The sequence below is a fragment of the Labrys sp. 22185 genome (assembly GCF_052045555.1).
GTDB lineage: Bacteria > Pseudomonadota > Alphaproteobacteria > Rhizobiales > Labraceae > Labrys > Labrys neptuniae.
Map to the genome: position 1 here is coordinate 935429 of NZ_JBQEPH010000001.1, position 20861 is coordinate 956289.

At 60.9% G+C, this 20861-nt stretch carries 14 protein-coding genes; 12 read left to right on the plus strand and 2 right to left on the minus strand.

Features of this window, described 5'->3' with window-relative positions:
- The first annotated feature begins 101 nt into the window (after nucleotides 1-101).
- From ACTJKX_RS04365 to ACTJKX_RS04405, 9 genes are all read left to right on the plus strand, one after another.
- Nucleotides 102-905, plus strand: coding sequence for an N-formylglutamate amidohydrolase (locus ACTJKX_RS04365; protein WP_440724472.1), 804 nt, complete (start codon nucleotides 102-104; stop codon nucleotides 903-905).
- A gap of 113 nt (nucleotides 906-1018) precedes the next feature.
- Nucleotides 1019-2611: an amino acid permease gene (locus ACTJKX_RS04370; RefSeq protein ID WP_311934416.1), complete on the plus strand. Its 1593-nt coding sequence runs from the start codon at nucleotides 1019-1021 to the stop codon at nucleotides 2609-2611.
- Nucleotides 2612-2709: 98 nt separating this feature from the next.
- Entirely contained in the window at nucleotides 2710-4083 is a 1374-nt protein-coding gene (locus ACTJKX_RS04375) for a glutamine synthetase family protein (protein ID WP_311934417.1), read from the plus strand.
- A 172-nt stretch (nucleotides 4084-4255) separates the two neighbouring features.
- Complete coding sequence (locus tag ACTJKX_RS04380; protein ID WP_440724473.1) at nucleotides 4256-5641, plus strand: aldehyde dehydrogenase family protein; 1386 nt, start codon at nucleotides 4256-4258, stop codon at nucleotides 5639-5641.
- Between the two features lie 80 nt (nucleotides 5642-5721).
- The gene (locus ACTJKX_RS04385) at nucleotides 5722-6888 is read left to right on the plus strand and encodes an iron-containing alcohol dehydrogenase (protein ID WP_367625725.1); all 1167 of its coding nucleotides are present in this window, start codon (nucleotides 5722-5724) and stop codon (nucleotides 6886-6888) included.
- A gap of 67 nt (nucleotides 6889-6955) precedes the next feature.
- Nucleotides 6956-7918 carry a phosphotransferase gene (locus ACTJKX_RS04390; RefSeq protein WP_440724474.1) on the plus strand — a complete coding sequence of 321 codons (963 nt, stop codon included), beginning with the start codon at nucleotides 6956-6958 and terminating at the stop codon, nucleotides 7916-7918.
- Nucleotides 7919-8241: 323 nt separating this feature from the next.
- Complete coding sequence (locus tag ACTJKX_RS04395) at nucleotides 8242-9012, plus strand: hypothetical protein (protein ID WP_415086645.1); 771 nt, start codon at nucleotides 8242-8244, stop codon at nucleotides 9010-9012.
- Between the two features lie 681 nt (nucleotides 9013-9693).
- Complete coding sequence (locus ACTJKX_RS04400; RefSeq protein WP_440724475.1) at nucleotides 9694-10986, plus strand: porin; 1293 nt, start codon at nucleotides 9694-9696, stop codon at nucleotides 10984-10986.
- A gap of 972 nt (nucleotides 10987-11958) precedes the next feature.
- Nucleotides 11959-13308 (plus strand): porin, encoded by a 1350-nt coding sequence (locus tag ACTJKX_RS04405; RefSeq protein WP_440724476.1) that lies wholly within the window; start codon nucleotides 11959-11961, stop codon nucleotides 13306-13308.
- A 252-nt stretch (nucleotides 13309-13560) separates the two neighbouring features.
- On the opposite strand, the gene ACTJKX_RS04410 is transcribed toward ACTJKX_RS04405, so the two are convergent.
- Nucleotides 13561-15240 carry a tetratricopeptide repeat protein gene (locus ACTJKX_RS04410; RefSeq protein ID WP_440724477.1) on the minus strand — a complete coding sequence of 560 codons (1680 nt, stop codon included), beginning with the start codon at nucleotides 15238-15240 and terminating at the stop codon, nucleotides 13561-13563.
- 295 nt (nucleotides 15241-15535) lie between these two features.
- On the opposite strand from ACTJKX_RS04410, the gene ACTJKX_RS04415 reads away from it, so the two are divergent.
- The gene (locus tag ACTJKX_RS04415) at nucleotides 15536-16729 is read left to right on the plus strand and encodes a porin (RefSeq protein ID WP_440724478.1); all 1194 of its coding nucleotides are present in this window, start codon (nucleotides 15536-15538) and stop codon (nucleotides 16727-16729) included.
- Between the two features lie 135 nt (nucleotides 16730-16864).
- On the opposite strand, the gene ACTJKX_RS04420 is transcribed toward ACTJKX_RS04415, so the two are convergent.
- The gene (locus ACTJKX_RS04420; protein ID WP_440724510.1) at nucleotides 16865-17902 is read right to left on the minus strand and encodes a transglycosylase SLT domain-containing protein; all 1038 of its coding nucleotides are present in this window, start codon (nucleotides 17900-17902) and stop codon (nucleotides 16865-16867) included.
- Nucleotides 17903-19309: 1407 nt separating this feature from the next.
- On the opposite strand from ACTJKX_RS04420, the gene dapA reads away from it, so the two are divergent.
- Both dapA and smpB read left to right on the plus strand, forming a co-directional pair.
- Complete coding sequence (gene dapA, locus ACTJKX_RS04425) at nucleotides 19310-20200, plus strand: 4-hydroxy-tetrahydrodipicolinate synthase (RefSeq protein ID WP_440724479.1); 891 nt, start codon at nucleotides 19310-19312, stop codon at nucleotides 20198-20200.
- Nucleotides 20201-20337: 137 nt separating this feature from the next.
- Nucleotides 20338-20811, plus strand: coding sequence for an SsrA-binding protein SmpB (smpB, locus tag ACTJKX_RS04430; protein ID WP_068287624.1), 474 nt, complete (start codon nucleotides 20338-20340; stop codon nucleotides 20809-20811).
- Nucleotides 20812-20861 lie beyond the last annotated feature (50 nt).

The following is a 20861-nucleotide window of genomic DNA, read 5'->3' on the forward strand; positions in this document are numbered from 1 at the left end:
AAAGCGAGAGTGGAAGGTGGACACAATTTTCACAATTGACAAGTCGGCTACGGCTGTACTCAAAATAACACTCAATACAAAAACAAGCTCGGACGTAATGAATGTTAGAATCGCTCGCCGAGAGAGCCGCCGGAGGGACATCGGAAGGGGAAACCCAGCCCGAAACCGCTATCCTGGACAATGGTCGGGGTAGGGGAGCCTATGTCCTCGTCTGCGAGCACGCCTCCAACTTCGTTCCTGCGCGTTATGGCAAGCTCGGCCTGTCCGACGCCGACCTGCAACGCCATATCGCCTGGGATCCCGGTGCCCTCGGCGTTGCCCGTGCGATGGCACGCGAACTCGATGCGCCGCTGGTCTCCTGCGCCGTCAGTCGTCTCGTGATCGACTGCAACCGCGATCCTTCGGTCTTCGATGCCATTGCCCTGAAGAGCGAGGACACGGTCATTCCCGGCAATGTGGATCTCAGCGAGGTCGAGCGCGCGCGGCGGGTGCATGAGGTTTATGAACCCTTCCATGCCGGCGTTGCCGCCGCGGTGGTGGCCAAGCGGCTGGACGGACCGGCCGCCGTCATCGGTATTCACAGCTTCACGCCGGTCTATAACGGCACCCAGCGCCCCTGGCATGTCGGCATTCTCTTCGATCGCGACGAGAGCCTGTCGGCACCGATGATTACAGCTCTGCGCGAGGACCCGGATCTCGTGGTCGGGGTCAACGAGCCCTACAGCCCGGGGGATCGCGTCTATCACACGCTCGATCGCCATGGCCAAAGCCAGGGCCTTCCCAGCGTGATGATCGAAATCCGCAACGATCTCCTGGCGACGCCGAAACAGCAGGAAGAATGGGGCATGAAACTTGCTACCATCTTGAAGCAGATCGGCCTGCCGGGGGACGATTCGCCAAAATGAGAGAGCCGGAGCGCCGGCCGGAAACGACAGCAGTGTGAAAGGCAATATCCATCGGTCCAATGGCTATCGGTCCAATGTCGACCGATCCTGGACCATAAGTCGGGGGACTTTCTATGAGTGGATCGACTGACGAGGACGTCAAAGTCCTCCATTCCATGGGGTACGCGCAGGAATTGGCGCGCCGCATGGGCGGCTTTTCGAATTTTGCGATTTCCTTTTCCATCATCTGCATCCTGGCGGGCGGCATCACCTCGTTTCCGCTGGCAATGGGGACCGGCTCCGGCTTCGAGGCGACGATCGGCTGGGTCATCGGCGGTGTCTTCGCCCTTGTTGTCGCGGCCTGTCTCGGGCAGATCGGTTCGGCCTATCCCACGGCGGGCGGCCTCTATCACTGGTCCTCGATTCTCGGCGGTCGCGGTTGGGGCTGGGCAACGGCGTGGATCAACCTTCTCGGTCTGATCTTCGTGGTCGCATCGGTCAATGTCGGCGTCTGGCTGCTGTTCAGGGACCTGGTGCTTTCGGGTGTCTTCCATGTCGACGTAACGGCTTGGACCGCTGTCACCACCGACCCGCTGCCGTCGGGCATGACGGCCGAACAGGCAACGGCAATCAACAGTTCTGCCTATACCGCGCAGGTCGTTGCGGTTAGCCTGATCACGCTGGCCCAGGCCTTGATCAACCATTTCGGCATCAAGCTCACCACGTTGCTGACCGACTTCTCGGGCTATCTCATCCTGGTGATTGCCGTGGTGCTGACCCTGACTTTCCTGGGTTGGGGCGCCGGTTGGGACTTTTCGCGTCTCACCACCTTCGTGAACAATACGGGTGATCCGGGCGGCAATTACGTGCCCGAGGCACGGCCTGCCTTCATCGCCTTCCTGGTCGGCCTGCTCTACCCGCTCTACACCATCACCGGCTTCGATGCCTCGGCGCACACCTCCGAGGAAACCCAGAATGCCCGCGTGGCCGTGCCCAGAGGCATGATCCATTCGGTGTTCTGGTCGCTGGTGTTCGGCTTTGCGATGGCGGTGTCCTTCGTGCTGGCCAGCCCGGACCTGGCCCAGACCGCCAAGGACGGCGGCGCCGGCTGGTTCAACCTGTTCAACAACCTGCCCGCGCCGGGCCTGCTCAAGGACATCCTGGCCATCGGCATCGTGCTGGCCAATTTCATTTGTGCCCTGGCCGGCCTGACCTCGACCTCGCGCATGATCTATGCCTTTGCCCGTGACGGCGGCCTGCCGGCTTCCGGCATCTGGAAGGGCGTGAGCCCGACCTGGCGCACCCCGGTGGCGGCGATCTGGCTCGGAGCGGTGCTCTCGGTCGCCGCGACGCTCTATTCGCCGGCCTTCGCGGCGCTTGCAGCGGGCTGCGCGCTGTTCCTCTATGTCTCCTATGCCATGCCGATCGCTGCCGGCCTGTTGGCGGAGGGCAAGACCTGGACCGAGTTCGGACCCTTCCGCCTCGGCATCTGGTCCAAACCTCTCGGCGCGATCGCCGTGCTCGGCGTGCTCGTCCTGATGTATGCCGGCATCCAGCCGCCCTTCGATATCCTGATCAACTATGCCATCGGCCTGCTGGTGTTGCTGCTGGTGTTGTGGTTCGGCATCGAGGCGCGCCGGTTCAAGGGCCCGCCGATCGGCGGTGACATCGCCAGGCGCGCCAGCGAGATCGCCGAGGCCGAGAAGGCGGTCGGCCAGAGCACCTAAACACGACGACGGCCGGCCCTGGTCGCAGCCGGGGCCGGCCAATCCAGTGCACCGAACCATCCACCAAGAATAATCTAGAGAGACGGAACTAGCGGATCATGGCGAACCCAGCGAGACCAACCAATGCGGCCGAGGCGATCGCCTATGTGCGCGAGCACGGATTTTCCGATGTGAAAGTCGGTGTCTTCGACATAGACGGCGTCTTCCGCGGCAAATACATGGCTCGCGAGAAGTTCGAGAGTGCTCTCGAAAAGGGCTTCGGCTTCTGCAACGTGGTGCTCGGCTGGGATTCCAACGACCAGCTCTATGACAACACCTCATTCGCCGGTTGGCACAATGGCTATCGCGATGCCGAGGCCCGCTTCCTGCCCGAGACCATGCGCGTCATCCCGCTGGAAGACGGCATGCCGCTCTTCATCGGCGAATTTGCGGGTGAGGCCGAGAGCTATTGTCCGCGCGGCACGCTGCGCCGGGTGCTCAAGCGTGCCGCCGACATGGGCTACAAGGTCTCGGCCGCCGCGGAGTTCGAGTTCTTCGTCTTCGACGAGACCCCGCACAGCGTGCGCGAGAAGCGCTTCCGCAATCTGAACAACATCACGCCTGGCTTTTTCGGCTACTCCATGCTGCGCGCCGGCGTGCATGCCGATTTCTACCAGGATCTCCTGCAGATGTGCCGGGAGATGGACATGGAGATCGAGGGGCTGCACACCGAGACCGGCCCCGGTGTGCTCGAGGCAGCGCTCAAGGTCGATGAGGCCCTGGCCATGGCCGACAAGGCCGCCCTGTTCAAGACCTATACCAAGATCCTGGCGCAGAAGCGCGGCTGGATGGCGACCTTCATGGCCAAGTGGTCGCATGACTGGCCGGGCCAATCGGGGCATCTGCACGCCTCGCTCTCGCATCTGAAGACGGGCAAAGGGGCATTCTACGATCCCTCCAAGCCGCATGCGATGTCGGACGAGATGCGCTGGTTCGTTGGTGGCCAGCAGGCGCTGATGCCCGAATTGCTGGCGATGATCGCCTGCACGGTGAATTCCTACACCCGCCTGATCCCGGGCTTCTGGGCCCCGACCGATGCAAGCTGGGGCGTGGAGAACCGCACCTGCGCCCTGCGCGTCATTCCCGGCTCCGAAAAGTCCCAGCGGGTCGAGTATCGCGTGGCCGCTGCCGACATCAATCCCTACATCGCGCTGGCGGCGGCGATCGGATCGGGCCTGTGGGGCATCGAGAATCGTATCGAGCCCGACGCGCCGGTGCAGGGCTCGGCCTATGACAAGAAATTCCCGAAGGCGAGGCAGCTGCCGCGCTCGCTCTGGGACGCGGCGCAGCGCCTCAAGGCTTCCAAGGCGGCGCGGTCCTTGTTCGGCGATGCCTTCGTCGAACACTATGCCGCCACCCGCGAATGGGAGGAGCGTGAATTCCGCCGGACGATTTCGGATTGGCAGCTGGAACGCTATTTCGAAATCATCTAGATGTGATCACAAAGACAGGTCATCCCGGACGCATTGCAGCATGAAATGATGCGATGCAGATCCGGGACCGCCCGTCAGTTATGTCTCATTCGGCTGGCGGTCCCGGATCTGCGAAGCGGCTCTTCGCGCCGCATCGCGTCCGGGATGACCAGCATTTTCGAGGTTCTCAATCATGTCCGACATCGTCTGTATCTCTCCCATCGACGGCAAGGAGCTGGTGCGTCGCCCGGCCGCCAGTGCCGCCGAGATCGACGCGGCGCTGGCCGCGGCCCGCAAGGCCCAGAAGGAATGGCGCCGGCTCTCCATCGAGGAGCGTAGCGCCTATGTCCTGAAGTTCCTCGACGCCATGCTGGCGATGAACCAGGAAGTCGTGCCCGAACTCGCCCAGCAGATGGGCCGGCCGGTACGCTATGGCGGCGAATTCCGCGGCTTCGAGGAGCGCGTGCGCTACATGGTGCGCATTGCCAAGGACAGCCTGGCTCCCACCATCCCCGACGATGACCGCCCCGGCTTCAAGCGCATGATCAAGCGCGAGCCGCTCGGCCTGGTCTTCGTGGTGGCGCCCTGGAACTACCCGTTCATGACCGCGGTCAACACGGTGGCGCCGGCCCTGATCGCCGGCAACGCGGTGATCCTCAAGCATGCCGCGCAGACCATCCTGGTCGGCGAACGCTTCCAGAAGGCGATGGATGCGGCTGGCCTGCCCAAGGGCGTGTTCCAGAACCTCGTGCTCACCCATGAGCAGACCAGCGATATCCTGGCCAAGGGGCTGGTCGACCATACCAATTTCACCGGTTCCGTCGCGGGCGGCCGGGCCATCGAGAAGGCTGCTGCCGGCACTTTCATGACGCTGGCACTCGAACTCGGCGGCAAGGACCCAGCCTATGTGCGGGCCGACGCCAATGTCGAACATGCGATCGAAAACCTGGTGGATGGCGCCTTCTTCAATTCGGGCCAGTGCTGCTGCGGCATCGAGCGCATCTATGTGCATGAGAGCCATTACGATCGCTTCGTCGACGGCTTCACCAGTCTCACCAGCCAATATGTGCTCGGCAACCCGCTCGAGGAGGGGACGACGCTCGGCCCGATGGCCAATGTCCGCTTCGCCGACTGGGTGCGCAAGCAGACGGCCGAGGCCCTTGCCAAGGGCGCCAAGGCCCATATCGACACGTCGAAATTTACCGCCGACGTCGCCGGCACGGCCTACCTCGGCCCTCAGGTCCTCACCAATGTCGACCATTCGATGTCGGTGATGATGGAAGAGAGTTTCGGCCCCGTCGTCGGCATCATGAAGGTGAAGTCGGACGAAGAGGCAATCGCCCTGATGAACAACTCACCCTATGGCCTCACGGCGGCGATCTGGACCCAGGATATCGATGCGGCCGAGCGCATCGGCGGCGAGATCGAGACGGGCACCATCTTCATGAACCGTTGCGATTATCTCGACCCCGGCCTGACCTGGACCGGCGTGAAGGATACCGGCCGCGGCACAGGCCTGTCGCGGCTCGGCTACGACTCGCTGACCCAACCCAAGAGCTATCACTTGCGCAACCTGTGATCGGGGGGCGGGTCTTCGGACCCGCCTTCATCTCGCCAATGGCGGCTCTGAAGACCCGCCCCATTTTCTGGACCCTGCCCATGACCACCACGTCTCCCCGCGCCAATTGGAGCTACCCCACCGCCATCCGTTTCGGCGCCGGCCGCATCTCGGAACTGGCGGAAGCCTGCAAGAGCGCCGGCATCACCGCGCCGCTGCTGGTGACCGATCCCTTCCTCGCCACCCAGAAGATGACCAAGGACGCGCTGGAGAGTCTGAGGGCGGCCGGGCTGCATGCCGCCATCTTTTCGGACGTGAAGCCGAACCCGGTCGAATCGAACGTCTATGCGGGCCTGGAAGTGCTGCGCAAGGGCGGGCATGACGGCGTCGTCGCCTTCGGTGGGGGCTCCGGTCTCGATGCCGGCAAGGTCATCGCCTTCATGGCCGGCCAGAAGCGGCCGATGTGGGACTTCGAGGATATCGGCGACTGGTGGACCCGGGCCGATCCCAGCGGCATCGTGCCGATCGTCGCCGTGCCGACCACGGCCGGCACCGGTTCGGAAGTCGGCCGGGCAGGGGTGATCACCCAGGAGAAGACCCACACGAAGAAGGTGATCTTCCACCCCCTGATGATGCCCAAGGTGGTGATCTGCGATCCCGAGCTCACGGTGGGCATGCCCAAGCACATCACCGCCGGTACGGGTCTCGATGCGCTGGCCCATTGCCTGGAAGCCTATTGCTCGCCCTTCTATCATCCGATGGCCGAGGGCATGGCGGTGGAGGGCGTGCGCCTGGTCAAGGAGTTCCTCCCGCGTGCCTATAAGGACGGCACGGATCTCGAAGCCCGTGCCCACATGATGTCGGCGGCGGCGATCGGCGCCACCGCTTTCCAGAAGGGGCTCGGGGCCATCCACGCTCTCTCCCATCCGGTTGGCGCGCTTTACGACACCCATCACGGCCTGACCAATGCGGTGTTCATGCCCTATGTCATCGCCTTCAACAAAAAGGCGGTGAAGGAGAAGATCGAGCGCCTCGCCGCCTATATCGGGCTGAAGCCGCGCTATTCGGCCTTCCTCGACTGGACGCTGGCGCTGCGCGAGGAACTCGGCGTGCCGCATACCCTCGCCGGCCTCAAGGTCGACGACCAGAAATTCGACCTGATGTCGAAGATGGCTCCGAAGGATCCGACCGCCGGCGGCAATCCCGTCACGCTCACCAAGGCCGGTGCCCTCAAACTCTATCGCAAGACGCTGGAAGGGGCTATCTAGCCTGATCTGATGGTGCTCGGCCGGGGCGGCGACAACTTCCCGCCTTAGCGACGAAGCGCTGGCAATCGTGCAGCAAAGCGCGTCATTCGCATGCGCTTTGCCTTTGGCGTGTCGGGATAGCCGATCCCGAGGCGCTATGTTTGAAACTGTCATGCCGAGCAAGCCCGATCATTACGACCGCCTCGCAGCCTTGCCCTTGTGGGACGGTGCCATCGTTGTCGAGCCGATTGCGGGGGGGCTGACCAATCGAAATCTTTTGGTTACTGCACGGCACGGTCGCTTCGTGGCTCGCATTGCCGGCGACAATCCGGCGCACGATATCGATCGCGCTGCCGAGCAAGCTGCCACGCGCGCCGCGGCGGCATGCGGGCTCGGACCCGATCTGGTCTGGGCGGAACCCGGGCTGATGATCCTGCGCCATATCGAAGGGCGCATGCTCGACAGTGCGAATCTCCGCGACCGGGGAAAGCTCCGACAAGTTCTGGCGTTGCTGAACAGGATTCGACGCACCTTGCCGGAGCACTATCGGGGGCCCTTACGCGATAGGTACCCGCTCGCCATCCTGGATGGTTACCTCCGCAGGCTGTCTGCCGAACCCAATCGTTGGCAGCAAGTCATCGATCGCTACCGGCCGTTGCTCGACAAGCTGGCGGCGCAGCTTGCCGGCCTGCCTGCCGGCTTTGCCCATAACGATGTCCATGGCGATAACATCATCGACGATGGCCAGCGCCTTTGGCTGGTCGATTGGGAATATGCCGGGCAGGGCCAGTCCCTGGTCGATCTCGCCAGCTTCTTCAACAATGCCGGCCTGGATGGCGGGATGGCTCCTATCTGCCTTGCCGATTGGCTAGGGCGTCCGCCGACGGCAGAAGAGATGCAGGGCTTCATGGCCATGCGTCTGGCGGCGGCTGTGCGTGACCTGTTCTGGGGCTATGCTCAGGACGGCCTGGTGGCAAGTCGGCCGGGCAAACTCGACGGCTATATCGCCATCAACGAAAATCGGGTGCGCGTTGCTGCCGCAGGCCTTTGATCGTCCGCAGGCCTGCCCCTGACAGGGGGCTTTCGACGTCTTCCAAGCAAGTCGATAGTTCTGCTCTTGCCGTTTTCTTCATTCGTAAGAAGGTCGCGGGGGTGGTGCCAATTTACCGCTTCACTATTAGGTGATGTCTGCGTGAGATCAATGTTTTAGCGTTGTACGATGAAGTTTATTTCGCTATCTCTTTGTAAATATATTTGATTCTTTGTGTTTAGATGTCGGAGATAGAGAAGTTTATATAATTCAACTTTTGGTTGAGGTGTCGAATTGTTCAAAACTTCGAAGTTATTTAGAGTTATATTGTAGACGGTGTTGCGATGAAAAAGCCAAGTATTCTTATCGCCTGTGTCTGTGGAAACCGTTTTGTCGACATCGATGCCGTGCGCTCTTTCCTCAGCATCGCCCTGGACTTGAAGGAACGGAAGGTCGAGGTCGACTTTCTCGGGCAGTCTGGCATTCCACATCTGGAGCATGCGCGGAATGCGGTCGTCAGCTATTTTCTCGAAGGCCGCAGCGACTATCTTCTTTGTCTGGATTCGGACATGGAGATATTGCCCAAGACGATCGGACGCTTGCTCCAGTTCAGCCAACTTCACGACAAGCCGTTCACGGCCGCGCCCTATGTGTCGAAGGGCTACGACAATGAGAAGACCAGCAGGGTTTTCGCCCGCGACCTTGAAGATTTTCACGCTGCCGCGTCGCGCTGGAACGTCATGTTCGAGGATCCGCAGGCGCTGACGGGGCAGGGGCGGCTGGAGGTGCGCAACGGCTTTGCGCGCGCCATACGCGTCGGGGCCGGTGCCATGTTGTGCCGCCGCGACATGCTGGAGACGATGGTCGCCCGTTGTCGGGATCAAGGCTATTCCTATCATAATGTGCCGTTCCGCCTGTTTCCGTTGTTCAACATCCCGGTGGTGAACGGCGAGGCGATCGGCGAGGACTATGCCTTTTGCGATCGATGGCGCGCGTGCGGCGGCGAGCTTTGGGTCGATACCACGGCAACCATCCGGCACAATGGCCATCATTCCTATCGGGGCAATCTGGCCGAGACGCTCGACCTGCGCAGACGTGCTTTGCCCCAGGTCTAGCTCAACTCCCAAATAGACACGCTCTCGCCGTTGGTTCGATTCTCGGTCATGGGCGCTGCAGCGCGACTGGCTTGGTCTCCATGCTCTCGGAGTTCTGGGTCGAAGGTCGGTTGGTTTTTCTGAGTTCTTTATCGAGGCGGGTTCGTCATCGGTCGATCCGCCGATTCGTCCAGGTGGAGCGCCGGGATGGGCAAAGGGCATCCAGCGCCCTGCCGGCCATGCTTACAATCCTTCAGCAGCGCTTTTCCCGATCAAATGCACGTAAAAGGTGCGCAATGAATTTTTCATAACTTTAAGTATATATATTATTCATTATAGCAACCAAACTTATGCGTGCAATAAATCTGGTTTAATTTTGGCCAATTCAAGAGCGATTTCGTTTCTAACGCGGGTTGATTGGATGAGAAGATTGCAACCTTAAATTGATATTTCGGCGCCTAGACTCTCAATTGCGGAAAAAGTTGTGTCTTTTGGGTGACATGTCTTGGGCAAAACGATGTGAATACCTTGGCTCGGGTCGTTTTCGCGTTGTGGAAAGGTGGCACCTGCCGCACTGTCACTTTCAACGATTCACGCAATGGGTCGTCTCCGGGCCGCCGCCAGAGGTTGGGGCCGGGGTCTCGCGAGCCGGTCGGAGAGGTCAAGTTTCCGACCGAGTAAAAATGTCTTGGAGGTCATCTCATGACGATGAAGTCAGTTCTTCTCGGCGCAGCCGCCGGTATCGCCGCCATCGGCGCTGCCCAGGCCGCCGATCTGCCCATGACCAAGGGCGAAGCCGTAGAATATGTGAAGGTCTGCTCGGCCTTCGGCCCGGGCTTTTTCTATATCCCCGGCACCGACACCTGCCTGAAGATCGGCGGTGAAATCCGCGCCAAGTACTATGCTTTCGGCGGTACCGGTTACAATCGCAACGACAACCGTTCGGCTTTCGACACCCAGGCTCGCGTCTGGTTCGATGCCCGCACCGAGACCGACTGGGGTCTGCTGCGTTCCTACTTCCAGATCAATGCTGACTCCAACCGGCTAGTGGGCCGTGGCGGTGGTGACGGCCGGCGTAACGATTTCACCATCGACAAGGCCTTTATCCAGTTCGGTGGTTTGACGGCTGGTTACGCGCATTCGTTCTTCGGCTTCTACGACAACGAATATGGCGATACCCTTGAGGGTAACTACTACGCCCAGACCAAGACCGTTAACCTGCTCGCCTATACCGCCCAGTTCGGCGGCGGCTTCAGCGCCACGCTGTCGATCGAAGACGGTCGTGACCATCGCGTCGAGGGAACTCGCGATCCTGTCCCGGTTGGAAATCCAGCTGTTCTTTACGGCTACCGTGAAGGTGGCCAGCAGGTTCCTGACGTGGTCGCCCAGCTGCGCTGGGATCAGTCTTGGGGATCGCTCGCTGTTCAGGCAGCAGGTCATCAGTCTCGTTCGGGGACCGACTACAGCATCGACACGAATGATGATGGTATTGCCGATACGAACGTTGTCGTTCGCCGCAGCAACAAGTATGGCTACGCCGTCGGTGCCACCGGCTTGATCAAGATCCCCGCGATCGATGGCTGGTTCGTTGTGGAAGGCCAGTATGCTGATGGTGCCCTTGACTATCTCGGCGCTGGCAACACCTTCGTGGCCCAGTCTGATCGCTTCGTGAACGCCGCGGGCCGAGTCGATGCCGGTAAGGGCTGGTCGATCACGGGTGAATTGGGCGGACACATCACGCCGCAGTTGCAGGCCGTTCTGGTCGGTAGCTATATCGACACCACGTTCGACAGGTTCTCCGATCTGGGTGACTATGGCATCAAGGAGTTCACCATTAGCGGCAACCTGACCTACACGGTCGTTAAGGGTCTGAAGGTCGCCGGTGAAGTTGGCTATACACACGGTAAGGTTGATCACGGTGCGATTGATACCCTGCCGGGTCGTGACAGCTATAACAACTGGCTGGCAGGCATGCGCATTACGCGCCAGTTCTGATCATTCAGTTCAAATATTCGAGGAAAGGCCCGGCGAAAGCTGGGCCTTTCTTTTTTGAGCGAAGCATTTGGATGACCTTGCGGGTATGCAGGATCAATCAATCCGCTCTTGCAATGACCGGCATAATATCAGTTCCATGTGCTCCTTGTCATAGTTACGGGTGTAGGCACGATCCCGCTGCGGCACCTCAGACACGGGTGACCGTCGGAGGTGCCGGGCGATACTGCCTATTGTCTATGTCTATTCGGGACGATGATGTCGTAGGTCCCGTCGCCGGTCTTGCAATGTGAGCCGAGTGCCACTTTGCGATCACGCCAGGCCGGTGTGCCCATTCCAATCTTCACCGCCAATGCCAATGGGCAACAGGCCCTGGCATAGCGTGCACCTGAGCGGCACGGGCGACCCCAGTCCCAAAACTGACCCGTTCAGCGAATGGGGTGTTCGTTGTGGCCAATTCCTTCGAGCGAACTGCGCCTGAATCACGCCTCAAGCCATCGTGCGAAGGTAGGCAATTCGACGGCGATGATTCCATGTCGATGTCTCCGGAAGGGAGAAAATCGATCGGAATTGCCGGTCCGAACAGGTGCAAAGCGATTTTGCTGCCCTCGAACTTCCGGAAGCGCCACCGGCGAACAACCGGCTGTCGACCCTGGCCTCTTGCATTGAAATTGTGTCGTCCGAGCGTGAAGACAGCCGGGAAAGCCCGGATTTTCGCTGAAATCGTGCCCAATTGTGGCGAAAATGCTGCGTGTGTCCTTTTTGCTACACAGCTTTGCCAAAATGTTACGACCCTAGGTTGTTGGGTGTAATCGCTATTGTACAACCAGAGGCAGTGAAGCAATGTCATGACAACGATTCACTCGATGGGTCGTGTCCGGATTGCAAGTTTAACGTGTGATCGGGGTCTCGCGAGTCGATCGGAGCACCAAGCGGCGCTTTCGATCAAATAATAACTGTCTTGGAGGTCATCTAATGACGATGAAGTCCCTTCTCCTCGGCGCCGCTGCTGGTATTGCCGCCATCGGCACTGCCCAGGCTGCCGATCTGCCCATGACCAAGGGCGAAGCTGTTGAATATGTGAAGGTCTGCTCGGCTTTCGGTCCCGGCTTCTTCTACATTCCGGGCAGCGACACCTGCCTCAAGATCGGCGGCGAAATCCGCGCCGACTACCGCGTCTTCGGTGGTGATCGTCCCGCTGCATTTGGTGCTGCTCGCAGCTTCGATCGCAACGACAACCGTTCGGCCTTCAACACCCAGGCTCGCGTCTGGTTCGATGCCCGCACCGAGACTGAATGGGGTCTGCTGCGCTCTTACTTCCAGATCAATGCTGACTCGCATCCGATCAGCTCTGGTGGCCGCAGCAACGCCTATAACGGCAACACCTTCTCGATCGACAAGGCCTTCATCCAGTTTGGTGGCCTGACGGCTGGTTATGCCCATTCGTTCTTCGGCTTCTACGACAACGACTACGGCGATACCATCTGGGCGCCCTATTACGCCGAGAGCAACACCGTCAACCTGATCGCCTACACCGCCCAGTTCGGTGGTGGCTTCCAGGCTACCCTGTCGATCGAAGATGGCCGTGACCATCGCGCTGACTCGAGCAACTTCCGCACGATCGACGGCAACTTGGTTGGTTATACCTCGGGCGGCCAGCAATATCCTGACGTTGTCGCTCAGCTGCGCTGGGATCAGTCCTGGGGCGCAATCGCGGTGCAGGGTGCTCTTCATCAGGCGCGTTCCGGCGAAGACTTCCTTGTCGACGCGGATGATGACGGTGATGTGGATGATCTGGTCACTGTCCGTCACACCAACAAGCTCGGTTACGCCGTCGGCGCCACTGGCTTGATCAAGCTGCCCTTCATCGACGGTGGCCACTTCGTCGTGGAAGGTCAGTATGCCAACGGCGCTACCGATTATCTCGGCGCCGGCAACAGCATCCTGGGCTCGCGCGATCGCTTCCTCAACACCTCCGGTCGCTTCTCCAGCGGCAAGGGCTGGTCGATCGTGGCGGAACTCGGCGGCAACATCACGCCGGTTCTCAATGCGAACTTGGTCGGCAGCTACATCGATACCAAGTATGACCGCTTCCTGGCCACGGACGCTGGTGCTGTCTCCGACTACGGCATCAAGGAATTCACGATCGCAGGTAACCTGACCTACACGATCGTGAAGGGCCTGACGATTGCGGGCGAAGTCTCTTACACCCGTGTCGAGCAGCAGAACGGTACTCCGATCCTGGATGGCGAGGAAGTCACCGGCTTCCGCGACGACAAGGCCAATGTCTGGCAGGCTGGTATCCGCCTGAAGCGCGTGTTCTGATCGTTTTTCGGTCATTCACAAAAGACCCAGCTGCGCAAGCAGCTGGGTTTTTTGTTGATTACTGCCGCAGCTTATGCGGGGGGAACTGAGGCAGCGAGGGTTAAGCGAGGCCGCCTACTCAATTTAAGATTTTTTGAATTTAACCCAGAGAATCGAGTGCGTTTATTCTGAAGTACGCGCTGATATTAAGTGTCCATGGGTATTGTAGGCAGCATGCCCTCGCGCCACACCCGCTCCTGCAAAGAAGACGATTCATTGTCTTCTGCCGCAGAAAAACCGTTCCATGTAATGCAAGAGTTTTTGTTCACTCTCCGGCGGGTATTCAAGTCCGGCGGGTGAAGTCGAAAGCAGGTTCATCGTCGCGTTGATCTCGAAAATCAGCAGATTTCCGTCTTCTGTGAGATCGAAATCCATGCCGAAAATCTCGAGCGGCATTACTTCCGCGATGGTCCGAAGTTTGCCATAGATATTCCTGCCCAGTTCTCGTTCTGGATCGAGGACGATACGATTGGCAATTTCCAACAGACGTGGGTTCTCACGATAGAAGGCCTGCTGGCCCGGAGTTCGACGAGCTCGCACGTTCCAATGGTCGCTATAGTCGGCGCGGACGACGAGGGGCTGCTTGTTGACGAACGCCGCGCGCAGCGCACGGAACCTGCCATCAGCATGGCGGGTCTGAGCATAAGTGATTGCGTAAAACTGCAGCCCGTCAAGCTTTTCCAAAGCTTCATGAAGGGCCTGTCGATCATCGATGCGCCACGTGCCCGCGCCCATCTGCTGGAAGACGGTGCGAATGATGGCCGGATAGCCACATCGGTTCTCGATATCCTCAATCAGCGCGGGCCTCTGCTCCCTGTCGCTTTGATAGCGGTATACTTTCGGGAAAATGATGCCGGGAATATTGGCGAAGCGCTCCGAATTCTTCTGGCGTGTCGCCTGCACGGCAAGCTTGGGATGATTGATCACCTTGATGCCAAGGCTGTCCTCCAGAGCGCTGACACGCTGCAGCGTGTTCTCCACCATCAATTGTTCGGCATTGACGACATTGTTCAGTGCCAGAGCCGGGCGTGGCATGCCACGCAATGCATCGGCGGCAGTCGGGGAGTCCGCCAGGATGGACATGAAGCGGAAACGATCGGCGAAGACCTGCGCCAGTTGCGAAGGGAAGTTGCCACTATAATGGTGATCATAGGGCTGCCGGAAATCGGCGATGAATTCGGGCGAGCGGTTGAATACGGCAAGCACGAATTGCTGGGAGGAGGCGGCCTCGGCGAGCAGGATGGGCATGCTGGCAACGAAGCGTTGACTGCTTTGGCCGCAGGCGGCACGATCGTTACGCTCATGGGCAAGTGCGGCGCGAACCGCATGCAGGTTGGGTAGCTCTTCTCCTGGACCGAAGTCCCGATCCAACACGGCAAAGGCTTCATCATTGCGGCCAGCGGCGTGGAGCAACTCGGCGATTGACAAGGCAAATTCGACGTCCTCTCCCATCGTGGATAGGTGGGGGAGACCGATCGCGAGCGCCCGGTCGGCAAGGCCGATATCTTTGAGAGCGCTGACAAGACTGGCGATGGTACCCTGCTCGACGGCGTCCGGGACGCGCCCCGAAGGCCAAGCACCTGGCAAATAGGTCTCGGCGGCTGCCTTTGCGTCCCCCTGCCGGCCAGCTTCGATCAGGAGACCAAGCAGATTGTTGAGATTTCGGTAGGCGAGGGGAACCGTTGTCCGATCCCGCAGACTCAAGCGTAACAGGCGTTCGGCTTCTTCGGGGGCTCCGCCCTGTTCCTTGGCGACGCCGAGAAGGCCGAGAAGATCGGCGCTGTCGGGCTGCTGCTTCAGAAGTTCCACATAGGCAGAAATCGCCCGGTCGATATGTCCATTGCGATGCAGAGCGACGGCATGGTCGCGGCTGACCTGAAAAGGCGTCGACATTCGGGGACCTCTAGCGGGGTTGGGCTTTTCTCCTAGCCTATCGAGGGTTCCTGCCAAACGGAACTACTTCCGCGTGCGGGGCGCTGAATTGATCGTGCTGCGTCACGACCTTCTAACGCAACTTCAGGCAGAATCGCCTTGACGTTGCGGCGTGCTCTTTTTGCAACGCGTCGTCTCAATAGTCGGTCTGCGAAGCCTCGGCCCGCCGCATTTCATTGAGTTGCTTCGGTTTTTGCCGCACTCTGCAGCTAGAGGTTGCGCGGTTGGGGATGGGCCGCCACCTTGGGGAAAAACGATGAAGGCAGTGGCGATCGGCCTTGCCGGTGCAATCTTGGGGGCTGGCGCTGCCCATGCGCAGGATTTGCCGGTTGGCAAGGGCGCGCCAGACAGCTATCTCCAGGCCTGCGTCGACATGGGCGTGGGGTTCTGGCAGCTGCCGGGCAGCGATACCTGCGTGAAGATCAGCGGCGAAGTGCGGGCCGACTATGTCGTGAGCCGCCAACGAACGCGTGAGGATGACTTCAGCGGGTTTGTCACGCGCGGCCAGATCGGTTTCGACGCCCGCACCGATACCGATTACGGCCTGCTTCGTTCCTTCTTCCTGATCGACGCCTATGTCGGCCCGAGGACGACCACCGAATTCGTGATCGACAAGGCCTTTCTGCAGTTTGGCGGGCTGACGGCCGGCTATGCCCATAGTTTCTTCGGCATCTATGACCTCGACTATGGCAATGATCTCCTGCAGCCCTATTTCGGCTATGCCGCCACCACCAACCTCATCGCTTATACGCAGGAATTCGGCGGCGGCCTTTCGGCGACATTATCGCTCGAGGATGCGCGCGGCACGCGCAGCGACGTGCTGAATTTCTTCGGTTTTCCCGACCCGCGACGCCCTGCCGGCGGAACCGCGATGCCCGACATCGTCGGCAATGTCCGCCTCGATCGCGATTGGGGCACGCTGGCCGTATTCGGCGCTGGCCACCAGGTCCGATATCCCGGGCCGCCGCAGATCGGCGGTTCCGACTATGGCTATGCCGTCGGCGCAGCCTTCGGTCTCAACTTGCCGATACGCTCCGGCGCCCATATCGCCGTGGAGGGAACCTACGCCAATGGGGCCTCTGCCTATCTCGGCTGGCAGCAGATCGATGCCGCCTATGAGAATTTCAGTGGGCGCAAGGATATTGGCCGTGGCTGGACGGTTACCGGCGAGGCGGGCATCAACATCACGCCCGCGCTAACCCTGAATCTGCTCGGCTCCTACCTCGACTACAGCGCAGCGACCACGCGGGACTATGTCAATCCGGCGGCGCCGGATGTGAGAGGATGGGTTGCAGGCGGCAACGCCGTCTATACCGTAACCCGCGGTCTCTCCTTCGGCATCGAGGGGTTCTATTCATCCTATCGGGCCAAGGGCGGGCAGGACTTCTTTCCCTATGAGGAGGACATCCGAGGCTGGACCGGGGTGCTGCGCGTTCGCCGGACGTTCTGAGCCGGGAATTTATTCCAAGCCTCGAAGATGCAGGCGCCCACGAAACCCGACTGCATCGAAATTCTGGATTTAAAATCAAAAGTTTGGCGAAAATCACGAAACGGTACGGAGGGGCGTTTCCAAAGCCTCTCGGTATCACCGGCTCTTGCCACGAAGATCGGCCTCGATCAGCAAGGTGCTCGTGGTATCGAGGCGCGAGCGGTAGACCTGCACGTTCTCCAGCACGCGCTGCACGTAATTGCGCGTCTCCGTGTAGGGGATGCGCTCGACCCAGTCGATCGGGTCGACCTTCGGATCGCGTGGGTCGCCATAGGCCTTCACCCATTCGGCAACCTTGCCGGGACCGGCATTGTAGGCGGCAAAGGTCATGATGTAGGAGCCGCGGAAGCGACCGATCAGATCGCCCAGGTGAGCCTCGCCCAAGCGTGCATTATAGACCGGATCGCTGGTCAGCTTCTTGGCATCGAAGGCGATGCCGGCGAGGCGCGCGGTCGCCTTGGCGGTCGAAGGCATCACCTGCATCAGCCCGCGGGCGCCGGCACTGCTGACGACCTCGTGCCCGAACTCGCTCTCCTGCCGGGCTATGCCGTAGACCACGGCGCGTTCGACATTGCCCGAACTCTCGAAGCCGGGAATGGCGCCGATCGGAAAGGCGATCGCATCGAGCGGCAGGCCACGCTGCGTGGCCGACTTGCCGACCGTGAGGGCCGTCTTGGTGTCCAGATTGTCGAGAGCAATCTGGCCGAGCAGGGCCAGTTGCTGGCTGTCCTGCAACTGTCGACCCATGTCGGCGACGAGAATACGAGCATAGTCACGCTTGCCGAGCGTGTAGAGCTGGTTGATGGCACGCACCGCCAGGAGGTCCTCGAAGGCCGCGCGGCTGGCGGGCGTGGCCTCGGGGAGAGCATTCAGGTCGAGCGTCCGCAGCCCCAAGCGAGCCCGGGCGATCTGGCCGTAATAGGTGATGGGGTAGCGCGCGGCTGCCTGGTAGAACCCGGTCGCCCCGGACTTGTCGCCGGCTGCTTCGGCAGCGCGGCCTTGCCAGTACGCGCCGCGCGCAACCGAGATCGGCCGCTGGGAATCGGCGCTCAGATTGGCAAAATGCTGGGCGGCACTGCGAGGATCGTTCAGGAAGCGCAGGGCGATCCATCCGCAATGGAACTCGGCCTCCATGCGGGTCGTATCGCTTTCGGCGGTAAAGCCGGCGACCACGGCATAGGCGGTACGGGCATCCCCCTGATCGAGCAAGGCACGGGCTATCAGGCGTCGCTCCGTCCACCACTGGTCGGGACGCACCAGTGCGGCGGCGTCGCGGGGGGCCTTCAGCAACAGGGCGGCGGCATCACGCGGCTTCTTCTGACGCCTGAGATAGGCAATGCGGGCGAAGACGTAGGCCGGGTCGGTGGAAACATTCGCGGCCAGCAGGGCGCCCGCATTCCTGGCCTGCCTGGCCACGGCAATGCGCTGCTTGGCAAGCGTCACCACATCCGGGCCGGCACGGGCCGCAACGCGCAAGCCATCGTCATAACTGCCGTCATAGACCAGGCGATCGGCGCGATATTTATGGTCGGCGGATGAAAGCAGGGCGCCGTAGTCGCGCAGGATATCGCCCTCGAGTTGGCCGGACAGACTGTCATTGCGATAGGCGTCGCGAATGAGGGCGGTTGCGCCCGCCTGGTCGCCGTCGCGCTGCAGCACGGCGGCGAGGGCGACCTTGCCTTCGTCGGTCTCGGGCTGGGACGAGGCGAAGAAGGCTCGCACCGTGTCGGCATCGGCTCCCTCATTGTAGAGAGCCTCTTCGCCGCGCCGCCGGATCAAGCCATTGCCGGGCCAGCTCGGATAAGTGGCGAGGAAGGCCTTGATTCGGGCGAGGCCGATATGGCGGGCGGCGCTGCGGATGGCGATCCATTCTGCTGCGGCCTGGCTGGCCGGATCGGTCAGCGACCGGGCGAGGGTGTCGCCGCCGGAGCGGTCGCTGCCCTCATAGGCGGCAATCACCTGGCGCAGGACGTCGAGCTGGTTCACCAGCGGCGGAGGAACGATGATCGAACCGGTGATTTCGGTGTCGGGGCGGGCCGAGACCGCCGGGGGAGCGGCATCCGTGCGCAGCGCGACCGTACGAGGCGGGTGCGTCAGGGTGGCATCGCCAGGCCGCGTGACCGGGGCGGCAAGCGCGCCGGTCAACACCGCGACGAAGAGGGATGTACCCGTCATGAACCGCAAGAGCATTGCCGCCACGCCAATCCAGGTGATCCGGTTTGGCGATTGTCGCGTCCTCTGATTGACGAACCGTGAATGACGACGTCGGAATGCCGCATTCTCGCCATCAGTGAGGCACGAGGAAAAGGTGATTTTCAAGGCCCGAAGGCGGCGGATTCGGGGCTGCTGCCTTAAAAAGTGGCAATCTGGAGCCGACTCATTCCATTAACCAGAGCGATGCGAAGATCATCTCGTTGAAATGGGGTGTTTTCGGCCCCCAATCGGTGCCTATGCTCTTTTCGTGACGGGGTGGCTCGTATATGTCTGGCGCCCGGCTGAGATCATCAGGGCAGCCATCCGATCGGAATCCGTGGAGTTGAGATGATGTCGAAGGCAAAGTTCAGAGGGTCGCTCACCGCTTTGGTGACGCCGTTCCGCGACGGCGCCATCGACGAGAAAGGTTTTCGCGACCTGATCGACTGGCAGATCGCCGAAGGCACCAGCGGCCTGGTGCCGGTGGGCACCACCGGCGAAAGTCCGACGCTCAGCCATGCCGAGCATCACAGGGCGGTGGAGATCTGCATTTCCCAGGCGGGTGGCCGCGTGCCCGTGATTGCCGGGGCCGGCTCGAACAATACCGTCGAGGCCATCGATCTGGCGCGTCATGCCGAAAAGGCCGGCGCCGATGCCGTGCTGGTGGTAACGCCCTACTACAACAAGCCGACGCAGGAAGGGCTCTACCAGCACTTCAAGGCCGTCAACGACGCCATCGGCATTCCGATCTTCATCTACAACATTCCGCCGCGTTCGGTGGTCGACATGTCGGTGGAGACGATGAAGCGCCTGTACGAGCTCAAGAATATCGTCGGGGTGAAGGATGCGACCGGCAATCTTGCCCGCGTGTCGCAGCAGCGCCAGCAACTCGGCCCGGATTTCATCCAGCTCTCCGGCGAGGACATGACGGCTCTCGCCTTCAACGCGGCCGGTGGCCAAGGCTGCATCTCGGTGGTTTCCAATATCGCGCCACGCCTGTGTGCGGACTTGCAGGAGGCGACGCTGCGCGGGGATTACGCCTCAGCCCTTGAAATTCAGGACCGCCTGGTCCCACTTCATGGGGCAACCTTCCTGGAGCCGGGGCTTGCCGGGGCCAAATGCGGCCTGGCCATGCTGGGGCGCCTGAAGGAAGAGGTACGCTTGCCGCTGCTGCCGGTGACGGATGGCGCGCGTACCCAGATCCGGCAGGCGATGGTGCATGCCGGGTTGCTCAATTGAAACTCTGAAGCGGGGGAGGCAACCCCTCTCCGTCCGAAACGGCCGGGCACTCGGCTGATTCCAGGAAACGCTTCGAAGAACAAGAAGGTAGGGTCTTTTTCGAGCATTTTGCTCGAGGACTCTCTCCAGGTGATTACGTGGCGGATAAGAAGGACGGTGCTCGCAAGCTGGTTGCCGACAACCGCAAGGCTCGGTTCAACTATGAATTGATCGACACCTTCGAGGCCGGGATCGTGCTGGCCGGAACCGAAGTCAAATCTTTGCGCCTGGGCAAGGCGACGATCGGCGAATCCTATGCCGGGCCATCCGGCGAGGAGTTGCTGCTCTTCAACGCGGATATTCCCGAATATCTGCAGGGCAATCGTTTCAACCATGAGCGTAAGCGTCCGCGCAAACTGCTTTTGCATAAACGCCAGATCAACAAGCTGATCGGTGCCGTGCAGCGCGACGGTCTGACGATCGTGCCCACCAAGCTCTATTTCAACGAACAGGGCAGGGCCAAGATCGAACTCGCTCTTGCCCGCGGCAAGAGCCTGGGCGACAAGCGCGAGACCGAGAAGAAGCGCGATTGGCAGCGCGAAAAGGGACGCTTGCTGCGGGATAAAGGCTGATCTGTGCGGAAGCTCCTGGGGACGCACGCGTCCCTGCCGGTATCTTCTTC

Excerpts from the sequence above, each read along its gene's own strand:
- ACTJKX_RS04400 (WP_440724475.1), top strand. The coding sequence starts at position 9,694 with ATGACGATGAAGTCAGTTCTTCTCGGCGCAGCCGCCGGTATCGCCGCC.
- ACTJKX_RS04420 (WP_440724510.1), bottom strand. The coding sequence starts at position 17,902 with ATGGAGGCCGAGTTCCATTGCGGATGGATCGCCCTGCGCTTCCTGAAC.
- ACTJKX_RS04385 (WP_367625725.1), top strand. The coding sequence starts at position 5,722 with ATGACCACCACGTCTCCCCGCGCCAATTGGAGCTACCCCACCGCCATC.
- ACTJKX_RS04380 (WP_440724473.1), top strand. The coding sequence starts at position 4,256 with ATGTCCGACATCGTCTGTATCTCTCCCATCGACGGCAAGGAGCTGGTG.
- ACTJKX_RS04405 (WP_440724476.1), top strand. The coding sequence starts at position 11,959 with ATGACGATGAAGTCCCTTCTCCTCGGCGCCGCTGCTGGTATTGCCGCC.
- ACTJKX_RS04395 (WP_415086645.1), top strand. The coding sequence starts at position 8,242 with ATGAAAAAGCCAAGTATTCTTATCGCCTGTGTCTGTGGAAACCGTTTT.
- dapA (WP_440724479.1), top strand. The coding sequence starts at position 19,310 with ATGATGTCGAAGGCAAAGTTCAGAGGGTCGCTCACCGCTTTGGTGACG.
- ACTJKX_RS04365 (WP_440724472.1), top strand. The coding sequence starts at position 102 with ATGTTAGAATCGCTCGCCGAGAGAGCCGCCGGAGGGACATCGGAAGGG.
- ACTJKX_RS04415 (WP_440724478.1), top strand. The coding sequence starts at position 15,536 with ATGAAGGCAGTGGCGATCGGCCTTGCCGGTGCAATCTTGGGGGCTGGC.
- ACTJKX_RS04410 (WP_440724477.1), bottom strand. The coding sequence starts at position 15,240 with ATGTCGACGCCTTTTCAGGTCAGCCGCGACCATGCCGTCGCTCTGCAT.
- ACTJKX_RS04375 (WP_311934417.1), top strand. The coding sequence starts at position 2,710 with ATGGCGAACCCAGCGAGACCAACCAATGCGGCCGAGGCGATCGCCTAT.
- ACTJKX_RS04370 (WP_311934416.1), top strand. The coding sequence starts at position 1,019 with ATGAGTGGATCGACTGACGAGGACGTCAAAGTCCTCCATTCCATGGGG.